At 39.3% G+C, this 21,255-nt stretch carries 14 protein-coding genes; 7 read left to right on the top strand and 7 right to left on the bottom strand.

Translation table 11 applies throughout. The features are described 5' to 3' along the window. The first annotated feature begins 2 nt into the window (after window positions 1-2). From ACZ1GR_RS01605 to ACZ1GR_RS01585, 5 genes are all read left to right on the top strand, one after another. Complete coding sequence (locus ACZ1GR_RS01605; RefSeq protein WP_472610522.1) at window positions 3-1,328, top strand: dicarboxylate/amino acid:cation symporter; 1,326 nt, start codon at window positions 3-5, stop codon at window positions 1,326-1,328. A 76-nt stretch (window positions 1,329-1,404) separates the two neighbouring features. After that, window positions 1,405-2,436, top strand: coding sequence for a glutathione synthase (gshB, locus tag ACZ1GR_RS01600; protein WP_377764919.1), 1,032 nt, complete (start codon window positions 1,405-1,407; stop codon window positions 2,434-2,436). Beyond that, complete coding sequence (locus ACZ1GR_RS01595) at window positions 2,429-3,253, top strand: N-formylglutamate amidohydrolase (protein WP_472610521.1); 825 nt, start codon at window positions 2,429-2,431, stop codon at window positions 3,251-3,253. Before gshB ends, ACZ1GR_RS01595 begins: the two co-directional genes overlap by 8 nt. Then, window positions 3,250-4,425, top strand: a complete 1,176-nt coding sequence (locus ACZ1GR_RS01590) for a flavohemoglobin expression-modulating QEGLA motif protein (RefSeq protein ID WP_472610520.1) — start codon at window positions 3,250-3,252, stop codon at window positions 4,423-4,425. Before ACZ1GR_RS01595 ends, ACZ1GR_RS01590 begins: the two co-directional genes overlap by 4 nt. Before the next feature lie 7 nt (window positions 4,426-4,432). Next, complete coding sequence (locus ACZ1GR_RS01585) at window positions 4,433-5,158, top strand: hypothetical protein (protein WP_472610519.1); 726 nt, start codon at window positions 4,433-4,435, stop codon at window positions 5,156-5,158. A 45-nt stretch (window positions 5,159-5,203) separates the two neighbouring features. Here ACZ1GR_RS01585 and ACZ1GR_RS01580 read toward each other — a convergent pair whose 3' ends face one another. From ACZ1GR_RS01580 to ACZ1GR_RS01570, 3 genes are all read right to left on the bottom strand, one after another. Continuing rightward, window positions 5,204-7,264: a DUF4139 domain-containing protein gene (locus ACZ1GR_RS01580; RefSeq protein ID WP_472610518.1), complete on the bottom strand. Its 2,061-nt coding sequence runs from the start codon at window positions 7,262-7,264 to the stop codon at window positions 5,204-5,206. A 247-nt stretch (window positions 7,265-7,511) separates the two neighbouring features. Next, the gene (locus ACZ1GR_RS01575) at window positions 7,512-7,931 is read right to left on the bottom strand and encodes a thiol-disulfide oxidoreductase DCC family protein (RefSeq protein ID WP_472611842.1); all 420 of its coding nucleotides are present in this window, start codon (window positions 7,929-7,931) and stop codon (window positions 7,512-7,514) included. Window positions 7,932-8,056: 125 nt separating this feature from the next. Continuing rightward, window positions 8,057-9,814, bottom strand: coding sequence for a tetratricopeptide repeat protein (locus ACZ1GR_RS01570; RefSeq protein ID WP_472610517.1), 1,758 nt, complete (start codon window positions 9,812-9,814; stop codon window positions 8,057-8,059). A gap of 310 nt (window positions 9,815-10,124) precedes the next feature. Here ACZ1GR_RS01570 and ACZ1GR_RS01565 point away from each other — a divergent pair, with 310 nt between their 5' ends. Beyond that, a complete protein-coding gene (locus ACZ1GR_RS01565; RefSeq protein WP_472610516.1) occupies window positions 10,125-11,714 on the top strand; it encodes a thiol-activated cytolysin family protein in 1,590 nt (529 codons plus the stop codon). A 212-nt stretch (window positions 11,715-11,926) separates the two neighbouring features. Here ACZ1GR_RS01565 and ACZ1GR_RS01560 read toward each other — a convergent pair whose 3' ends face one another. Next, window positions 11,927-14,098 (bottom strand): endonuclease MutS2, encoded by a 2,172-nt coding sequence (locus ACZ1GR_RS01560; protein ID WP_472610515.1) that lies wholly within the window; start codon window positions 14,096-14,098, stop codon window positions 11,927-11,929. A gap of 294 nt (window positions 14,099-14,392) precedes the next feature. On the opposite strand from ACZ1GR_RS01560, the gene ACZ1GR_RS01555 reads away from it, so the two are divergent. After that, window positions 14,393-17,662: a WD40/YVTN/BNR-like repeat-containing protein gene (locus tag ACZ1GR_RS01555; RefSeq protein WP_472610514.1), complete on the top strand. Its 3,270-nt coding sequence runs from the start codon at window positions 14,393-14,395 to the stop codon at window positions 17,660-17,662. Between the two features lie 102 nt (window positions 17,663-17,764). Here ACZ1GR_RS01555 and ACZ1GR_RS01550 read toward each other — a convergent pair whose 3' ends face one another. From ACZ1GR_RS01550 to ACZ1GR_RS01540, 3 genes are all read right to left on the bottom strand, one after another. Further along, the gene (locus ACZ1GR_RS01550; protein ID WP_472610513.1) at window positions 17,765-19,051 is read right to left on the bottom strand and encodes an alkaline phosphatase family protein; all 1,287 of its coding nucleotides are present in this window, start codon (window positions 19,049-19,051) and stop codon (window positions 17,765-17,767) included. 82 nt (window positions 19,052-19,133) lie between these two features. Continuing rightward, window positions 19,134-20,177, bottom strand: a complete 1,044-nt coding sequence (locus tag ACZ1GR_RS01545; RefSeq protein ID WP_472610512.1) for a DUF1611 domain-containing protein — start codon at window positions 20,175-20,177, stop codon at window positions 19,134-19,136. Window positions 20,178-20,180: 3 nt separating this feature from the next. Then, window positions 20,181-21,245 (bottom strand): dipeptide epimerase, encoded by a 1,065-nt coding sequence (locus tag ACZ1GR_RS01540; protein ID WP_472610511.1) that lies wholly within the window; start codon window positions 21,243-21,245, stop codon window positions 20,181-20,183. Between the last annotated feature and the right edge of the window lie 10 nt (window positions 21,246-21,255).

Below are 21,255 nucleotides of genomic sequence, written 5' to 3'. Positions count from 1 at the left end.
CTATGCGTAAATTAGAATTGCACTGGAAAATCCTTATTGGGATGCTTCTAGGTATCGTTTTTGGATTTGTAATGACCCAAGTTGATTGGGGAGCTTCCTTTGTTTCGGATTGGGTTCAGCCTTTGGGAACAATTTTTGTCAAGTTGTTGAAGCTTATTGCGATACCCCTGATTATTGCTTCTTTGGTCAAGGGAATTTCTGATTTAAAAGACATTTCAAAATTTAGAAATATCGGTCTACGTACCATTGGCATTTATATTGTCACGACCATTGTAGCAATAACCATAGGTTTGGTTTTGGTAAATATAGTTCAACCAGGGGATGGAATTTCTGAAGAAACCGTAGCAAAACTCACCGAGACCTATGCGAATTCTGAAGGCGTCACCAAAAAGATGGATGAGGCCATGAAACAAAAAGGCAGTGGTCCATTACAGTTTTTAGTGGATATGGTCCCCGATAATGCGTTAAAGGCTATGAGTGATAATAGTTTGATGCTGCAAGTTATATTTTTCACCATTTTCTTAGGTATTTCTATGTTGCTGATAGGTGAAAAGCGAGCAAAGCCCTTGAAGGATTTCTTTGATTCTCTTAATGACGTGGTACTTAAGATGGTAGATTTAATTATGCTTTCAGCACCTTATGCAGTATTTGCCCTTTTGGCCGGTGTTGTGGTTTCGTCAAGTGACCCTGATCTATTATTGGCACTTTTAAAATATGCGGCAACTGTTGTTGCCGGGTTGTTAATCATGATTGTATTTTATCTGATCGTGGTTTCTGGTTTTACAAAAAAGAATCCATTTTGGTTTTTAAAGCAAATGAGTCCTGCCCAATTATTGGCATTTTCTACAAGTTCAAGTGCTGCAACCTTACCCGTTACTATGGAGCGCGTTGAGGAACATATTGGGGTGGATAAAGAAGTTTCCAGTTTTGTACTTCCAGTTGGGGCAACCATTAATATGGATGGCACCAGTCTGTATCAAGGTGTGGCGGCAGTATTTATTGCGCAGGCCCTTGGCTTCGATTTAACCCTTGGTGATCAGCTTACTATCGTGCTGACGGCACTTTTAGCTTCTATTGGTAGTGCTGCCGTGCCTGGAGCCGGAATGGTGATGTTGGTCATCGTTTTAGAGGCGATAGGCTTTCCTGCGGATAAGCTGGCCATAGGCTTGGCTCTGATTTTTGCGGTAGACAGGCCTTTGGATATGTGCAGGACTGTTGTGAATGTAACGGGAGACGCTACGGTTTCAATGATAGTTGCCAAATCTGTCGGTAAACTTGGCAAACCCAAAGTAAAAAATTGGGATGATCATTTAGATGAGGTAAAATAGTCAATCAGACTCCTGATTATTTTGCAGTTCAAAAAATAGCGACTAACTTATAGACTTCAACCAAGACCCTTAAAGAATGAATATTTGTTTTTTGATGTATCCGTGGGAAGAAATAGACCCAGAAAACGATACGAGTTTATCCTTAATTCATGAATGTGTTAAAAGAGGGCATGGCGTTGCACTTTGCAGCCCGGCAAACCTTACGATTCGCAACAGTGTTACCAATGCTTTTTGCACCGTAATAAATAGAATGGATAAGGTTTCAAGTAGTTTAAAAACCTTCTACAAGCAGGCTACACTTAGGGAAGAAATGCTTCCCTTGGCAGGATTTGATGTGTTATTCATGAGGGCAAATCCACCTTTAGACCCCATAATGCTCAATTTTTTGGACTCGGTAAAAGATGATGTTTTTATCATGAATTCGTTGCAGGGTTTAAGGGAGGCTAATAATAAATTGTACACGGCAGCATTTGGCGATAGCCATAGCAATATTATTCCGGCTACGCATGTCTCTAAAAACAAGCGTCATCTTATCCGTCAGATTAAGGAATCTAAGGCCGATAAAATGATTTTAAAGCCTTTAAACGGTTTTGGGGGCTCTGGTGTTATTCTTATAGAAAAGTCAGCGATGAGTAGTATTCAATCACTACTCGATTTTTATATAACTAATTCAGATGGAACTTCTAACTATGTCATACTTCAAGAATACATTGAAGGTGCGGACCAAGGTGATGTTCGTATTCTTTTATTGAACGGGCTGCCAATTGGAGCCATGAGACGCATTCCGGGAACAGACGATCACCGATCAAATGTATCCGCCGGAGGATCTATAGCAAAGCATGCTATGACCAAGGAAGAGAAAGCGCTTTGCAAACAAATTGGTCCTAAATTGGTCAAAGACGGACTCTACTTTGTTGGTATCGATGTGATTGGGGGCAAATTGGTCGAGGTTAACGTAATGTCACCAGGTGGAATCACGTATATGAACAAGGTATACAAGACCAAAATTCAGTCGAAGGTTATCGATTTTGTAGAAAGTAAGGTCATTGACACCCTAGAGGCCTTTGACCGTAGGTCACGTTTAAGAAATGAGGTTGCCAATGCGTAAGCTTTCTATTGACGCTATAATTAAAAGCATTAAGTCCGAAGAGATTTTTGAAGCGGTTGCTGAAGATTACTCCTTTACATTAAAAATCGAATCCTACGTTCCTTATGTCTGCGGTGCGGTTCATGATGGACATCAGTTCAGAAAGCCGTTATGGGATAATTGCAGGCATACCGAATACGAACGTTGGTATGAAGAAGACCCCTGCACGAAGCAGATGGCGCAGTCGCACCCAATCGTTATAGCGGGTTGTGATAGTCGGTTTGAATATGACTTGAACAGGGCGCCAGAAACAGCGGTATATACCGATGCTTGGGGAAAGGAATTGTGGAAATCTCCTTTAGAGGATAATGAAAAACAACATAGCCTTAAGAAACACGATAATTTTTACCGGGTAGTGAATACGCTATTGACCAAGCTAGAAGAAAAACACCAAAGGGTATTGGTTTTTGATATGCATAGCTACAATTGGAAACGTTGGGATAGGGAAGTACCTACGTGGAATTTAGGCACAGCCAATATCAATATTGAAAGATTTGGTGCTATCGCCCAGGATTGGAGTGATGCCTTAGGCAGAATACAACTTCCGAACGGAATTGTTTCTACTTCACGAATAAACGATACTTTTCAGGGTAACGGTTACTTTTTAAAGTACATTACAAAAAATTTCAGCAATACCTTGGTATTGGCGACAGAGATTGCCAAAGTTTATTGTGATGAGCTTTCAGGTGTTATTTACCCTGAAGTGGTCAAATCGGTTGAAGAACAGCTAAAAGAAATGATACCTTTGCAGTCTGAAGCGTTTCAAAAAACCTTATGATTCAGTCCTTACAATCATTGACCCAAATTCAAGAAGAATATCGTCATTTATTTGAGATAGATGGCAATTTAGACCGTTTGGTCAAACGTATCGAACTATTGAGCTATGTGAATCCTTTAAATATAGAGAAGGAGAAACAGCGCTTTTTTGCTTCAAAATACACCTGTGAACCTGCATTTAAGTATCCAAAATTAAAATTCAATCCTTATAAACTGCACCGTCTGTTTTTTTCACAACGCTTGGAAAGAATCAAAGATGATAGGGTTAGGGATTTTTATCAAGAGGTGATTTATTACTATGCCAATATGATTCAATGTATTGAAACGATAGGGCATGGTAAAAGATTCTATTACAATTCTTTACGTGTTTTTGGAACTCCAACAGAGAAAGATGTTCAGAATGCGAGATTTATTCTTCATTATGCAGACGAACCGGCTAGCGGTGATATGGAAAAAGTATTTTCTCCGCAAGAAGCCAAAAGCTATTTTGAAGATTTTGCGAAGCAATATGACTTTCCCTTGAACATCAGATTTTCAACGAACATTGCTGCAGATGCAATGGTGAGTAATAGTTCGCAGACGCTTTTTATCAAAAAGAATACTAGATTTAGTAAGAATCAGCTTTTAACCTTGGCGAACCATGAGATCGGGGTGCATTTGGTTACAACGTTCAACGGTTTAGAACAACCATTAAAGGTTTTTTCTAACGGATTGCCCAAGAATGTCGAAACCCAAGAAGGCTTGGCGGTTTTTAGTGAATATATGGGTGGGGCATTAACGCTTAAACGCTTAAAGGAACTTGCTTATCGCGTTATTGCTTCCGATAGTTTGATAAAGGGCTATGGTTTTGCGGATACTTTTGATTTAATACATGGTCAATACAAACTAAACCGTGACGAAGCATATAGTATTACCTTAAGGGCGCATAGGGGTGGTGGATTTACGAAGGACAGACTTTATTTAAGTGGACTGCGAAAGATTTATAAAAAATATCAAAAGAAAGAAAGCCTTGATACACTGCTTTCCGGAAAGGTTACCTTAGATAGTCAAGAACATATGGATTACTTAAATGGAATCGGTTTAATGAGACCAATAACACATAAAAGCCATTCATTTGCACAAAATTTGAATACAAACAGCACTTTGGATTTTATTTTAGAGAACCTAAAATAGAATTACCATGATAAGGCCAGTATCTTTTCTTTCTACTATTCTACTGATTTTCTTTGTGTCTATAGCACTTACCGCCCAACAAAAACCTTCGGGGAAAGCATATGCAAAATGGTTTTCTTATATAAGCCCTGGTGAGCTGACGAATATTGTTGAATACGAAGATAAATTGGTCCTTGAGAGCATCAGTGAGCTCAGTGATGATAAAAGACCAAACCTTGATACGGTTTATATTATTAAGCGAATTGATGAGAAATTTTTAGTAATAGAAAAAAAGTCTAGAAAAGGATTTGGATTAATGGAGCGTACCGCCAATATAGCTAATGGATACATCGAAATAAATGCACCGCTAGAAGCTGAGAGCATTAGCGCTTTAGAAGAAAAATTAAAAGCCGGAGTTCCTGATTGGAAAAACCTGGAATCAAGAAGATTTTATACCGAAGAACGATTTAATGCACTTAAAAAAGCACCGGGGCTTAATGAGATAACCCGTGAAGACCTAATTACATCGATGGCCTGGCGAGAACCCTTGGGAGCCTTGCTCAAAGCTTGTGTTGATGATAACCCGGATAGAGGGCGGTACAAGATATACCGTTATATGGAAGCCTATAGAAATAAGAAACTTATTGAATTGGGCTATAATCCTTATAAAATAGTTGCCTATAATTTTGAGGAAATGTTCAGCGGTGATGAGGAAGTAATTAAACTGTTGACCGAAGAAGTTACTTTTGATTAAAATTTAAAAGCGAAGACGAGTTGGTTTCGTCTTCGCTTTTTTTAATTACAAGGATATATATTTTCCCTTTGGATATTTGACCTGAAAAGAGAAGCTTTCCTTTTTATTTTCTTTAGGGGCTAAATCTAGATTCCAACTTAATAAACCATTTTTTTTATCGTAAGTAGCATTGTAGGTCTCAACATCATCAACTTTTATGTCTTTATGTTGTGATTTCGGTATTCTATCCATCAGTTTTAGGCTAATTGCAGTGTTTTTATTGTTTTTTACCTCAAGGTCATAGGTACGGTCAAGAATACGGTTGCTGCCGGTGAACGATTTGCTTTTAAAGTTGCGCTGTTGTTTTCTCGTCACGGTAATATTTGCATCAATGCCTAAAGACAGTACCATTTCCTTTTTAACGGTATAGGGGTCTAATGCTGTTTTACCGGCATAAGTGCCTTCAAAATAGATGTTGGCTTCACCGGGCAATAGCTGGTATTTCTCCCAGTCTTTAAAACTAGCGGTCAAGAAAACATTTTCATTGATAATCGGCGCCGCGAAGTATTCATATGTGGCCGGCATTTTAAAGGTATTGATTTCAATTGCCGTGATATCTCCATCAGATGCAATGGAATAGGGTTTTTTGATAATGAATTTGGCATTGGTCAAATCATCTTGAAGCCTGCTCTTTTTTGTTGTAACAATCATGACTCCATTTCGTCCCGATACTCCATAAATGGAAGTAGCAGTCAAACCTTTTAATATATCGATGCTTTGTATTAAGTCTTTATCAATATCATCTTCCGTAAGACCTTCCATAGGAACACCATCTAAGATTATTAATGGAGGATTATTGTTGTTCACACTAGAGTAGCCTCTTATTATTAAATTGGTTTCATTAGATTCTGGAGATGAAACGGCATATCCCAATGCTTGTGTATCTTTTTTTACTCCATATGCAGTTACCACAACTTCCTCCAATGCTTCAGCATCTTCTTCCATACGTATGTTCATTATGGAAGAATAGATTGGCAGTTCAGTTGTTCTTTGACCGATATATGAAAACTGCAGTTCTTGGCCGGTGGCAACATTCAAGGTGTAGTTACCGTCAAAATCGGTTTGCGTACCATTTGTTGTTCCTTTTACAAGTACGTTTACCCCTGGCAAAGGTTGACCTGATTGGTCGGTAACCGTCCCAGTTATTCTTTTTACAGTGGGGTTAAAAGCATATCCCTTCTTTTTTGAGGCTAATTTTTGCCTTCTTGAATAGGCACTTACAAAATTCAAATATTTGGTATCTAAATTAGGCTTGGAAACATTATAGCTTGGGTTTCCTGTCGAAAGTATTACGTTGACATTATTCCAATCTTTGCCCGTATTTTGATATACATTGGCTTTGTAGGCTAGGTTTAACGGTGCATTCAAAGCTTTGGATTTGATATCGTAATTAGGTATCCAACCGGCATCTTGTACTTGATAAGCCAGCTCAATATTTAAAGTGGTCGCTATGGGAGCGTCAAACTTTATCCTCAGTTCTCCTTGAGGTAGTGCAGGGGAGTTATTAGCTTCCGCCAATTGGTTTTGAATATCCCTTAGGTCTTTATTATGTTGATTAATTTCTAAATTGATTTTAAAAACTTCATTTTTAATTGCAGTTATGCGTTCACGATAATACTGACTGATTTCTTTAATTTTTTGAAGGTCTAAGGCTTGATTGTCAGCACTTACCAATCTGTTGGTGGTTATGACTTTTTCTTCTTCTTCTAAACCTAAGATTTGATTTCTTAGAAATGTAATCTCTGAGCTTATTTTTTCAATTTCAGTTTCCCAAAGTTTGGTTTTAGGATGACTTTCCGATTTATCTAAATAATTAATGTCGTAAGACATGGCCAAAATGGAAACAGCTGCTAAACCGGAAACCTGAATGCTACTTTCTTCAATTTTATGCGAAAGACCCGTAAAGACAACCTCTGAAGTGCCGGATTCTAGCTTGCAATTCGCGTTTCTCGTGATTTGCGCTCCAGATAGGTAAACGGTTACCTCTTTAATCTTGGATGGTATTTTCACCTCATTGGCAAAAACAAAATAGGGGAGTAGGAATAGAATTTGAACGAGCTTTTTCATAAGGATTGGCTTTAAAGTTTCACCAAACCTAGTTTTTGTTCATACTAATTAAAATCGATGATTAGTAAAACCAATTTATTTGTAAGTAAAGTAGCTTTTTGAATTAGGCAACTTAAAAATGTCATTCTGAACGCAGTGAAGAATCTGAGTTCTAGTGGAAAATAAGATTCTTCGTTCAAATTTTTCACTCAGAATGACAAAAACCCCCTTTAATTTATAGAAGCGGCAAGAATTATCAATTGAGGAATTAATCCACAAACTTGGCCTGTAACTCTGGGGTAGGAATCATACAGGCATCCTTTTTTCCATACCATTTGTAGCGATTACGGGCGACAAAGTCATATACTATATCTCGGATGCCCTTAGGAAAAACATAAAGTAAGGAAGAAAGGGTACGATATCCCTTAAGTCCTTTACCGATTTCTAGGGCGGCATCGGATTTTGTGTAATAGGCTACACCGGGTTCAATTAGAATAATGGAATCTATTTGAGAGGTAGCTATCCCACGCTCCTTAGTAAGTTGTTCACCAATTTCACTTTGCAGTGCTGCGAAACGAAAGGTGTCTTGTTTATCGCGTTTAATCACAAATTGTACGACCCCATTGCAAAGGTTACAAACCCCATCAAAAAGAATAATTTTTTTGTTTTCTTCTATCACTTTGGCAATTTGTAGTCATTTCGAGCGAGCATAGCAACGAGAAATCTCGATTTCTCATCGGTATATCTCACTTCACATCGAAATGACGGTTGAGCTTTACAAAGATAAGCTAGGGCTAAAGGAAGACCTAAACTTTATAATGTATTTAAGAAACTGGTTAAATCGGTTTCCTTGTCTATATTGAGTTTCTTTTTTAAGCGGTATTTAGATTTAAGAATACTATCTGGTAGTACATTTAAGGTAGCTGCAATCTCTTTGGTGGTCAAATTCATACGCAAAAAAGCAGCCAAACGAATTTCTTTCTCAGAGATATCTGCATAGAGGGTTTTCAGTTTTTGGTCAAAATCATTGTGTACATCGGCGAAGTACGTTTTAAAAACTTCCCAATCCTTGTCCGAGGCATTTTCTTTTTTGAGCAGCATGACGATACGCCTAAACTCGGTCTTAAATTTTTCAGGAGAGTTTTTTAAGTTTTCTAGATTCTCTTTCAACTCTTGAATAAAAGTGTTCTTTTGTACGAGATGCAGCGTTTGAGAGGTGAGTTCTTTTTGTTTATGTTCAATTTCTTTCTTATAAATCTCCTCTTGCTTTTCACGAGCAATACGATTTCTTTTAATACGTTGGCGATACCCTAAAACCGAAAGACCAAATAGGGCTAGAGCAGAGGTCATTCCCCCAGCGTAAAGCCCTTTGGTGAGTTTATCCACCTTTGCTTTTTCATTTAAGGTCTTGATTTCTTCTTCTTGTAGAGCGATTTCTGCTTCTTTTTTTTCGGTTTCGTATTTTTTTTCCAACTCTTCTACCTGCGTTCTGACTTTCTGGTTATATACCGAATCATAGGCTACAAAAAACTTCTCTTTGTATTCTAGAGCTTCTTTGTACTTGCCTAAGCTTTCATTCGCTGCAGAAAGATTCTTGTAAATAGTAGATTTTTGATCATATGCCCCCGTTATATCCGTTATTTTAATAGCTTGTGTATAGTTGGTAATTGCTTTTTTGTATTCTTTATTTTTGTAGGCGTTATAACCAAGATTAATCAAGGCAGAAGTTTCAGTTGTCTTTCTGCCTGTTTTCCTTGCAAGGTCAAGTGCTTCATTGAAATATTTATTTGAGAGCGTTAAATCACCAATTTCACCGTAAGCGTTCCCCAAATTACTAATAATCAATGAACGACCTCTTAAATAGTTAATTTCCTTATAAATAGAGTCGGCTTTTTTGTAGTATGAAATTGCATCTTTAAAGTCACCATTTATTTTTTCGTTCACTGCGAGCTTATTCCAAATGCTACCAAGTCGACGTTGCTGGTTGTTTAAAAGGTAGATTTTCTCTGCCTTTTTAAAATATGTTTTAGCTTTTTCATAATTGTGTAACATTCCATGCACCGTGCCGATAGTTGAGTAATTTTGACTTAAGACCTTAGACTCTACGCCATGTTTTTCTCTTATTTCTAATGATTGCATATGATAGGTCATTGCAGAATCTAAGCGACCTAGCATGCGTTGATTGATTCCCAGGTTGTTTAGTGAGTGACTTAATTCGACAATTTCTTCGGTTGATTTTAAATAGTCTATTGATTTCCGGAATGAAATTTCCGAGGCTTTGTAATCTTGCTTATAACCTTCATAAACGCCTTCGGCACGGTAATAAACACCAAGTAAATAATCAGATCCCGATTGTTGTGCAATTGTTTTCATAGAATCAACATAAGACCTAGCTAGTGTAGGATTCATCCCACGAACTTCCGCGAATAGCTTTTCATATATGAATATCTTCTCCTGTTTTGGGGAAGATTTTAAGACATTGGTCAGACTGTCAATTTTTTGTTGATTTTGTGAGAAAATACTATTAGCCATAACTAATGGAAGAACAAATAGTCGGTAGTGAAATTTCATATGCGATGTCTTAAGTTGAGTTCAAGATAGGTATTAAATAATTTGAAAAAACATTTTCAACTGCTATGAAAAATAGTGATGTCTATATTAAGTCTATGCATTTTGCATTCAAAAAATTTTTGAGTATTTCGAATCACCCATATTTAATAGGTTTTTCAAGAGTTTTAAGAATTCTCATAGTTCAGGCTTGTCCATACCGTTTTTGGCTTTTATGTATACATGATGTCCATACTTTGTCCATGGACAAAATTAGGGAAGGGGTGTTTTCTGTTCTAGGTTTGAGGTGTTGAATCTTAAAAACCAAGAAATTATGAAAACAAAACAATCAATCTTTAGAACAGCACTTTATGTGTCCGTTTTAAGTTTAGCATTTATTGCATGTAATGGATGCAGTAAAGATGAAATGGAAGCTGGCCCAGAAGCTCCTAATTTTTCTGAGGAAGAATCTGCAGATTTTAACACTGCCGTAGCCAACCTTTCTGGTTTCTCACAACCAGAAGAACTACCAGCCCCAGTAGAGTTGAGTGAAGGGGTGCCCGAACGCGATGGAGCTTTAGAATGTATAGTTAAGAACTTTAAAGCTTCACCTGGCTTTGATGAATTATTAGCATTAGATCCAACGACGGACGTAATCTATCCCGGAGCATTGCTAAAAGGTGAATCCATTCCTACCGGAGAGTATATTCCAATAACAAGCGATAGAGCTCCAATTACCTTATCGGCATCGCTAACTAATATTAGCGGAAGCCCCGTTGTTGACATTGAAGACCCTAAATTATCCACAGTTAGAGAGGGTATTAAAACCATATTAGACCAAGAGGTCACAGGAGCTACCCCAGCTCGTGTAAGCTTTGAAATTACCCGAGTACATTCAGAACAACAGTTGAACGTGGCGATAGGGGCTAATTATCGCTCTGCTGGGCAAAAGGTGAGTGCTGCAATCGATTTTAGTAATACTACCAAGCGTAATAAGTTTGTACTTAAATATTTACAAACGTATTATACGATTGACATGGACTTGCCAAACGACCCTAGTGACCTTTTTAATTCGTTACCAGATTTGAGTGTTTTAGGATCTACTGCTCCAGTATTTGTATCTTCTGTTGCATATGGTAGAATGGTCATTTATACTATAGAGACCAACAGTTCTGAGACAGAAATTAATGCTGCACTTAGTGCTACATTTGCTTCTGGCGATGGAACGGTAGACGCTGGTTTTACGCAAACCATTAATGAGTCTACTATCAAAGGATTAATTATTGGGGGTTCTGGCAGTGACGCAGCCCAAGCTATTAACGGTCCTTCTGAAGTGTATGAATTTATTTCTGAAGGGGGTAATTATTCAAAGGATTCTCCAGGGGAACCACTGGCCTATAAATTACGATTTATTAAAAAAGGAACTCCGGTAGCGAGAATCGTTTTGAGTACAGAGTATCCGGTTAGAAACTGTGATTTAGCTTACCCAAGATTTCGAGTAACTATAAACAATATTTCTAGATCAAGTGGTGGTGATATGGAGATTTACGGATATATAGGTGGGAGACTATGGTCTAATGGAGACTGGGTAAGGTCTGATCCTAACAATCCTGGAGTTGATGATGCGTATTGGTCTCGAAATAGGGATAATACTGTTGATGTTTCTTCATCAAAAACGCATACCATCGGAACTTCCCAAATTATTGAGCCCTACAGGCCAGACTATCAATTGGACTATGTCAATATTTACGGAAAGTTAACTGATAAAGATTTATTCAGCGATGATGAATTAGGAGACTTAAGTCTAAATATTCCTTTGGAAGATATTGAATTTCTAGCTGATGGCGATGAAATGTCTGGGTTGCAAGAGTTAAATTTTCAACAGAATATTAAAGTTGAGTTTACAGTAGAACGCATACAATAATTAGCTTATTCAAATACAGTCGGCCGCTCAGGTTGGGTTCAACAACTTGATGCCGGCTGTTATTTTATTCCCGGGAAAGCGGGAATCTCTTTTTTGTGTAACATTCTTGAATATTCTAAAATCCATTTTTATCATTTCGAACCCTGAGTATAGTCGAAGGGTGAGAAATCCAGATTTCTCAGTCGCTTCGCTTCTTCGAAATGACTATCTAGTTACTTTTTGGTTTCCACCAATTCCAATTGTTCCACACCAACACTGGTGGTGAACATACCATAGTTGACTATAGCTTTATTTTTTTCAAGTTTGTCGATACTGCCTACGGCCTTGCCATCGAACATGCGTACACGGTCACCGACTTTAAGTACGGGTTTCGGTTTTGTTTTTTCTTCAATGACGGCCTTTTTCTTTTTGGCTACCTTCTCTTTTCGTACTGCAACGATTTTCTGTTCCAATTCGTTAGCTACCTGCTTTTTCTGGGCTTTTTTAGCTTTTGCCTGTTTTGCAGTAGTTTTCTTGCGTTTGCTATTTTCGGTTTCCACAATACGTAATAACTCAGAAACCAATGGGCGTTTCTTATTGTCTAAAAAGAATTTTTCGGCAGCATCATTGAGCTTATTTCCCAGATAGATCATACGTTGGTTATGATCATACTGCTCTTGGTAGTTTTCGAGTTTCGATTTTACTTTAGCATTTAAGGCTTCCAGTTTTTTGGCTTCTTCACGGGCCTTACTTTCTTCGTCTTGAAGCCTGGAGCCAGTTTTGGCCATCTTTGAACGCTCTTTCTGCAGTTTGGCTATAGTCGCATCAAACCGCACCTTACCGCGTTCAATTTTTTTCTTGGCCTTATTGATAAGCGAGTAGGGAATACCGTTCTTTTGTGCTACCTCAAAGGTAAAAGAGCTGCCCGCCTCGCCCATAACCAATTTAAAGGTGGGTTGCAGGGTTCTATTGTCAAAAAGCATGTTGGCGTTGGTGGCATGCGGTAATTCGTTCGCCAGTAATTTTAGATTCGAGTAGTGGGTCGTAATTACCCCATAAGCTTCACGCTCATAAAAAACCTCTAAACAGGCTTCGGCCAAAGCACCGCCTAGTTCAGGGTCGGACCCTGTACCAAACTCATCAATCAAGAACAAAGTCTTGTTGTTGCAGCGCTTTAAAAACTGGTTCATGTTCTTTAAACGGTAACTGTAGGTACTTAAATGATTTTCAATGGATTGGTTGTCTCCAATATCTGTTAGTATCTTTTCGAAAAGAAAGACCGAGCTACGCTCATGCACTGGAATCAATAAACCGCTTTGCAGCATCAATTGCAAGAGCCCAATGGTCTTTAAAGTAATACTTTTACCACCAGCATTCGGTCCGGAGATGACGATGATTCGTTTTTCTTGATGTAGTTCTATGGTCTGGGGCCAAGTTTTTTCTTTTTTCTGCTTATTGCTTAAAAAAAGCAGTGGATGATAGGCATCACGTAAGAACAATCGTTTCTCGGTATTGATTTCGGGGAGAATAGCATTCATTTCTGAGGCGTACTTTGCCTTTGAGGCCGTAATGTCGATATGGGTTAGAAAGTGTTGGTAGTTTTCCAGGGTTTCGGAATAGGGGCGAATGTAATTGGTGAGACCGTTCAGTATTTTTTGAATCTCCTCTTTTTCTTCAAACTCCAGATTGCTTAGTTCGGTACTAAATTGAAGTGTAGCTTCGGGTACAATGTAAACAATACTACCTGTTTTTGAATTGCCCATTACCGTACCGCGCACTTTCTTACGATGCATGGCCTTTACCGCCAATACACGTCTATTCTCCACAACTGATTCCCGAATCTCATCTAAAAATTCGGAGGCCTGATAGCGCGTTAGCGCGGCACCGAAACTTTGATTGATTTTTCCTTTGACGGAATTAATCTGATATCTGATATTTTTAAGTTCTACCGAAGCATTATCACGTATCTCACCGAACTTGTCAATGATAGCGTCTATTTCTTCAACAATCGCTTTATTTTCTTCTATCGTTTCTGAAAAGGCCCATAAAAGCGGATAGTAGTCCTTAAACTTTTTGAAGAATTTTTTATGGATGACTATGGTTGCACAAAGGCTTCCTATTCTTCGGAAGCCTGAAATCTCTAAAGTTGTATTTTCAATCCCCAATAATTTTAGTTCGCTTGTAATAGCATCAAAACCATGATTGGGAATGCGATTGTCGTTATCAAAAGAGGCTAGATACTCTGAGGTTTGCCCCAATACCGTTTTTAAATAAGCTTCATCCGATAAAGGCTGTATTTCTAAAGCAGCAGCTTTGCCCAATTCGGTATTGCAACGGGCTACTAGCTGCTGCAGTACGGTGGGGAATTCTAAATCTTGAAGGGTTTTTTGGTGTATCTGCTGCATGTTCTTTTTCTAGCAGCGCAAAGATAAGTATTACTAAAAGGAAGTGAAAAATTGGGTTTCGTTATCGGCTTGGCTATGGTTTCGTTATGGAATGGTACATGAGTATCAATCTGCCGTAACCAAAAATATGGCATAAAGTTGGGTAAAGTTAGCCGTCAGTAGAATAGTCAAGTTATTTCGCTTGAATCGCTATCCCAGAAACCACATAACAACAAATTAAATCTAACCACTGTGATCATTCTATGATAATTCATTAAGTTTGAGCTAATCGCTTTTTCATAAAAAAACCAAACCATGAGAAACCAATTCTTCACATTACTGCTATGTTTCCTCTGTTCAACTTTTCTTTTTGCCCAAGATAATACAGTCAAACCTTGGTCAGACAAAAATTTTGAAGGCCTAAAACTACGAAGTATAGGACCTGCGTTTATGTCTGGTAGAATAGCAGATATTGCTATTCACCCTGAAGATGATAATACGTGGTATATCGCTGTGGCCTCAGGAGGAGTTTGGAAAACAGTAAATGCTGGAGTCACTTGGAATCCTATATTTGATAAAGAAGCTTCCTTTGCCACAGGCTGTGTGTCGATTGACCCTAATAATCCTCATGTTGTCTGGGTAGGTACTGGAGAAAATGTAGGTGGCCGTCATTTATCATTTGGCGATGGCGTATATCGAAGTGATGATGGAGGAGCAAATTGGAAAAATATGGGTCTGAAAAATTCTAACCATATTTCGAAAATTATTATTCATCCTGAAAATTCGGATGTGATATGGGTGGCCTCACAAGGTCCGCTTTGGACAAAAGGCGGTGAAAGAGGATTGTATAAATCTATCGATGGTGGAACAACTTGGAAGCGGACTTTAGGAAATTCTGAATGGACAGGTGTAACCGATATTGTTATTGACCCTCGAAATCCTGACCAAATGTATGCTGCAACTTGGGATAGGCATCGAACTGTAGCTGCCTATATGGGTGGAGGTCCTGGTACAGGGTTGTATCGAAGTTCAGACGGCGGTGAGACATGGGAAAAACTCGAAACGGGTTTGCCTGAATCGAATATGGGAAAAATCGGTTTAGCGATTTCCCCTCAAAAGCCTGATGTGTTATATGCTGCTATCGAATTAGACAGACGAAAGGGCGGTTTATATCGCTCGATAGATCGTGGCTCGACCTGGAAGAAAATGTCTGATGCGGTATCTGGTGCAACAGGACCACATTATTATCAAGAGTTGTATGCTTCACCGCATCAATTTGATAGATTGTATTTATTGGATGTAAGGGTACAGATTTCCGAAGATGGCGGGAAAAGTTTTCGTCGCATGAAGGAACAACATAAACACTCTGACAATCATGCTTTGGCTTTCAGAAAAGACGATCCTGATTACTTATTGATGGGTACAGATGGAGGTGTTTACGAATCTTTTGATTTAGCCGATAATTGGCGTTTTATGGGAAATCTTCCTTTAACGCAATTTTATAAAGTGGCGGTTGATGATGCCGAACCTTTTTACAATATCTACGGAGGTACACAAGACAATTCCACTGAGGGCGGTCCTTCTCGAACGGACAACATACATGGTATTCAAAATTCAGACTGGAAAGTAGTCTTGGACTGGGATGGACACCAACCAGCTACCGAGCCAGGTAATCCCAATATTATGTACGGACAACGTCAGGAAGGAACCTTGTCCAGAATTGATATGATTACCGGTGAGGTGATGGACATTCAACCGCAACCTGGAGCAGATGAAGATTATGAACGCTATAATTGGGACGCCCCAATTTTGGTAAGTCCCCATGCACCAGAACGAATTTTTCATGCATCGCAAAGACTTTGGGTTTCTGATAATCGTGGCGATGACTGGCGCACCTTATCAGGAGATTTAACACGTGACCAAAATCGTTTAGAGTTACCGATTATGGGAAAACAACAAAGTTGGGATAATGCGTGGGATTTGAACGCAATGTCCAATTACAACACGATTACTTCTATCGCTCAATCACCGCTTGATGAAAATTTAATATACATAGGCACCGATGATGGGTTGATACAGGTAACAGAAGATTATGGGAAAACTTGGCGCAAAATAGAAGTGTCTAGCATTAAAGAAATGCCGAGACTTCCATATATCAATGATATCAAAGCAGATTTACATGATGCTAATACGGTCTATGTAGCTATGGATAATCATAAGTATGGCGATTACCAACCTTATATATTAAAGAGTACAGATCGTGGTAAAACTTGGAAGTCCATTCAAAATAATTTGCCTAAACGGAATTTGGTTTGGCGTCTTGTTCAAGACCATGAAAAAAAAGATTTGTGGTTTGCGGGAACTGAATTTGGTATTTATTTTTCTCCTAATGCTGGCGATAAATGGATAAAACTCCAAGGCGGTGTGCCTACCATATCGTTTCGGGATTTGGCTATTCAGCGTAGGGAAAATGATTTAGTTGCGGCCTCTTTTGGAAGAAGCTTTTATGTTTTTGATGATATAAGTGTACTACGAGAAGTAAATGATGAAGTTTTAAAAAATGACGCTACTTTGTTTTCAACTCGAAAAGCATGGTGGTATATCCTAAGAGGGCAGCTCGGTTTTGAAGGAAAAAAAGGGGATCAGGGAGCTGACCATTTTGTAGCTGACAATCCTCCGTTTGGAGCTGTCTTTACCTATTATTTGAAAGATGATTTAAAAACAAAACAGGAAATTCGTTCCGCTCAAGAAAAGAAAAACAAAGAGAATATCGCTTTTCCCGGTTGGGATGCCTTAGAGGCAGAACGGATGGAAAATTCACCTAAAATATGGATTGAAATCAAAGATAAAAATAGGACTGTTGTCAGACGCGTAGACGGTACGGCCAAAAAAGGGTTTCATAGAGTTGCTTGGGATCTAAGATATCCTTCTCCTAATGCTATTTCCATGGTTGAACCTCCAGCGCCCATGTGGGACGATAGCCCAAAAGCGTTGATGGCTGCACCAGGAACATATTCCGCTTCGCTTTTTCAACAAGTGGATGGAGTGGTAAAAGCCTTGTCCCAATCGATAGAATTTGAGGTGGTGCCATTGCGCAAAGGTGCATTGGAAGGTGCACCGCATTCAGAAGTGGCTGCTTTTTGGCGACAATATGAAGATGCCGTGCGTTCGCATTCTGCTATTCAAATGAGTTTAATGAATTCTTTGACCCGTGCCGAACGCATGAAAAAAGTATTGGATTATTCGCCTACAGCAGCAGGTAGTTTTGATAATCGATTGGCTGAAGTACGAATGGAACTTCTGAAAATTGACCAAGCGCTAAACGGTGAAAAATCGAAAGTAGAACCAGGAGAAAAAACGAGGCCGACAGTCGGTGGTAGATTATTTTCTTTACAAATTGGAATTGATCATTCAACATATGGTCCTACGGCGAATCATCAAAACGCTTTACAGCTGATCAATGGGCAATTGAGTTCATCACAGTCACAATTGGAAATGAGTCAAGGGAAATTATCGCAGTTGGCAAAGGATTTGGTTAATGCAGGCGCACCGTGGATGGAAGGCGAAGCACTACCGAAGAATTGAGGGTATTTCGTTTTCATAATCCTAAATGACTTAAATGGGGTCTATCAACTCTCAAAGGCTGTTTTTATAAACTTATTCACGCAAGAAACCACATAAAGCCTTTTAATCCGCTGCATTTAGCACATCTATTAGTTTGTTTAAATCACCATCGATATCATTTGGAATTTCTAAACCTAAAATTTTAGACATTACCGGGTAAATATGAATGTTCTTCACAGCATCTGTGATGTAACCATTCTTAAAGGCTGGACCATTAGCATAAAAAATGCCATGCATCTCTTTTAGATTGGGGTCATAGCCATGAACCCCAAAATTCTTATTGTCACCCTTTAATAGCATTTCTATTCGTTTTTGAGAGGTGAAATAATAGCCCATATCTGGCAACACTTGTAGTTTCCCCCAGTCTTCGTTTTGTGGTGTATGCTCAAAACCTGGGGTATCCTCAGTTTTATAGACCTTAAAGTTTTGCTCTTTCGTTTTTAGATAGGTATGAATCGAATCGATTTGGCTATTGTCGTTCGGGTGAATATTAACGATAGCTCCATTATTCAAGGTTTTATATAGCGAAGGGTTTTCAACGGCTTGAATGGGCAAATAGTTATTAACGGCTATATCTTTCATGCCATGGTCGGAAACTATGATGATATTGACCGGTAAGGTAGTTTGTTTCACCCCTTTGAACAGGTCGCCCAAATGTTTGTCCAAAGCGTAGAGGGTCTCCTTTATTTTTTCATCGTTTGAAGGCCCGTAATCGTGCCCGGTATTGTCCATATCAGAAAAATAAATGGTGATGAGATGTGGTCTTTTCTTTTTGGGCATGGCCAACCAATCCAAAGCTTGATTTACCCGAACGTCGCTCTGTATTTTATTGTCAAAAGTGTAATAGTAGGAGGGATGCATCCCCTGAACATCGGCCTCCGTGCCTACAAAGAAAAAACTGGCCGAAACCATGTTCTCTTTTTCCGCTGCTACCCAAATAGGGGTTCCGCTATAAAAAGTGCCATCTTCAACGGTTTCGCGGTTTCCTAATCGGTACAACTTGTCCTTTTTATAACTATAGAACGAATTTCCTATGATACCGTGCTTATCGGGATACATGCCAGTGGCAATCGTATAATGATTTGGGAATGTTTTTGATGGAAAAGCGGGAATTAATGATTCCGCCTGGACTCCGTTTTTAATAAATTCAACTAGGTTGGGGGGCTGAAAACGTTCCACATAATCCCAACGGAAGCCATCCAGCGAAATTAAGATGAGATAGGGTTTTTGCTGAGCCGCCTTGGAGTTGGTAATCGGAGTGCCCTTTACAAGACTATTGCTCGATTTGCATGATAAAAACAGTACAAAGAAGGTGCATACGATGCTAAATAAATATGTTTTTTTGCTCATGATTGATGGTATAGCTGTTACAAATCTCGGTTTTTAGAGCATGAATTTGTAGATAGTGTCCTGAATTCTTTCAGTATAGTTTTTAACAGTTCAGAACTTCATCGACCAAAACGGCAACATTGAAGCGAACCACATCGGTTGTTGGCAGTCCTGTGAGCTTAACCGTTTCTTTGATGCTGTTTAAAGCTTCTTCTTCCGATAAACCTGTAGTATTTAGAGCAATGCCAATAGTCTTTGCTTTGGTTTGCGAACCGCAAACCTCGGCTAGCGCTTCATTTAACGCAATGAATTCATCTAAGGGAGGAATGGGGATGTGTGAAACAGGTTCTCGCAGATGGGAATAGGCCGCTTTGTGACATAAAATCATATGTGTAGGCTGCGCTCCACGTATCAAGGGCAGGGTAGCGGTACTACCGGGATGCGCCAATGAACCCTGCCCCTCGATGATGACAATTTCTTTATCCGAATGTTCTAAAACAGCTTCTTGTACGGCTCCTGCTGCTTGGTCGACTTTAATGGCATCCAAAGGTATTCCGCTACTCATAATGGTGATGCCAATTTGGCCAGTGGGTACAAAACCTACTTTCACTCCTTGTTTTTTCAGTTCAGCGTACAGTTCTAGGCCCGTGGTCATTTTACCAGCAGCCATATCGGTGCCAATCATTAAGATTCGCTTGTTGTTTAGCCGCGCGGCCTTACCCGTTGCAATAGGGTAGTTGGCCTTAGGTTTGCGAACATCCCAAATCTTTTGGTCTGCCTTAGTGTTAAGTAAATGCCCGAAACGTGCATTTAAATCATCATGCAATCCATTGATTAAGGAAAGTCCTTTTTGTAAAGCTTCGGAGATAGGTGCTTCCCACGAAGTCGGAAACTTACCCCCGGAAGGAGCGATACCTAGAACTAGAATTTCACTTCCTTTTTGAACAGCATTATCAATTGTGGCAACTACCGGAATGTTATACGGAAGGCCAACGGCTTCTTTAACCGTTTTTCCGGCGAATTTTGAATCGATGACACATACAATAGGGTGTTTTGAAAAACGCATCAGTCCAAAACCCATTTTTCCCGAGTCAGAATCCAACGCCCCCTCCATAAATAGGGCTATTCTTTGGCTAGTAACGAACATAGTTTATACAGATTTGAATTTAGCCCCATGCCCAGGAATAGCTAAGGGCATGGTAATTTCATTAATAAGCGGAGCTCCCTCGCAAGGGTCTGGGTTTAAATTCAGATGAGAATCTAAATCAATATGGTCTAAGGCACCTGAAACTGCTGCTCCTGCAGCTATGGAAATGGAACTTTCGCCCATACAACCAATCATAGTTTGTAGACCAAAAGCCTTTGCCGTTGCTATAATTCGTAATGCACCGGTAATTCCACCACACTTCATTAACTTCATATTCACCCCGTCTACAGCGTGCGCCCATTTCGGGATGTCGCGAGCAAATCTGCAGGATTCATCGACAAATATGGGTAAAGGGCGGCCTTTATACAATTCTGGCAAATCATGTTCTTGCCCTTCTTTTAAAGGTTGTTCTACGTATTCGCAGTTGCGCTCAGATAACCAATGCATCATATGTTTTGCCTCATCTAAAGTCCATCCGCCATTGGCGTCTACTCGAATCGCTATGGGGTGTTGTTGATGGTAGTTCAATACCTCGGTATACATGGCTTTGTCCGCCTCAATACCATCATTACTGCCCAATTTCACTTTTAAAGTCTTGATTCCCTGATTTTTTAAGATGAGCGGTAAACGTTTTTTAGCTTCTGCCGGACTCATAATACCCAAAGTAATGGAAGTTGCATGTTTTGATTTTGAAAAACCCAAAAGTTCATATAAAGGGAGTTGCGCTTTTTTTGCTTTTAAATCCCACAGGGCGATATCTAGTGCTGCAAGGGCGCAGGGAGCTACTCCCGCCAGCATGGCATCGTCATAGGTGTCCTGAACGGAACTTAAATCCTTGTGTGTTTTTAAAAAACTTTCCAACTGCCGTTGTGCTTCTTCAGGACTGGAGGCTCCTTCGGATGTTCCGGGCGAAGTTTCCCCCCATCCGGTATGTTTACCATCGGTGACAGAAACATATAGGTTAGATTGCCCATCACGAACGCCCCGGCTTATGCGCAATGGATATAACTTTTTAAGATAAAGCGTTTTAAAGGCTACTTTCATAAATCGGTCAATAGGTATCTTCATCTAAAGTATT

The sequence above is a fragment of the Croceitalea sp. W27 genome, from assembly GCF_055693185.1.
The sequence above is the reverse complement of the archived record's forward strand: the minus strand, read 5'-3'. Positions and strand labels throughout refer to the sequence as shown.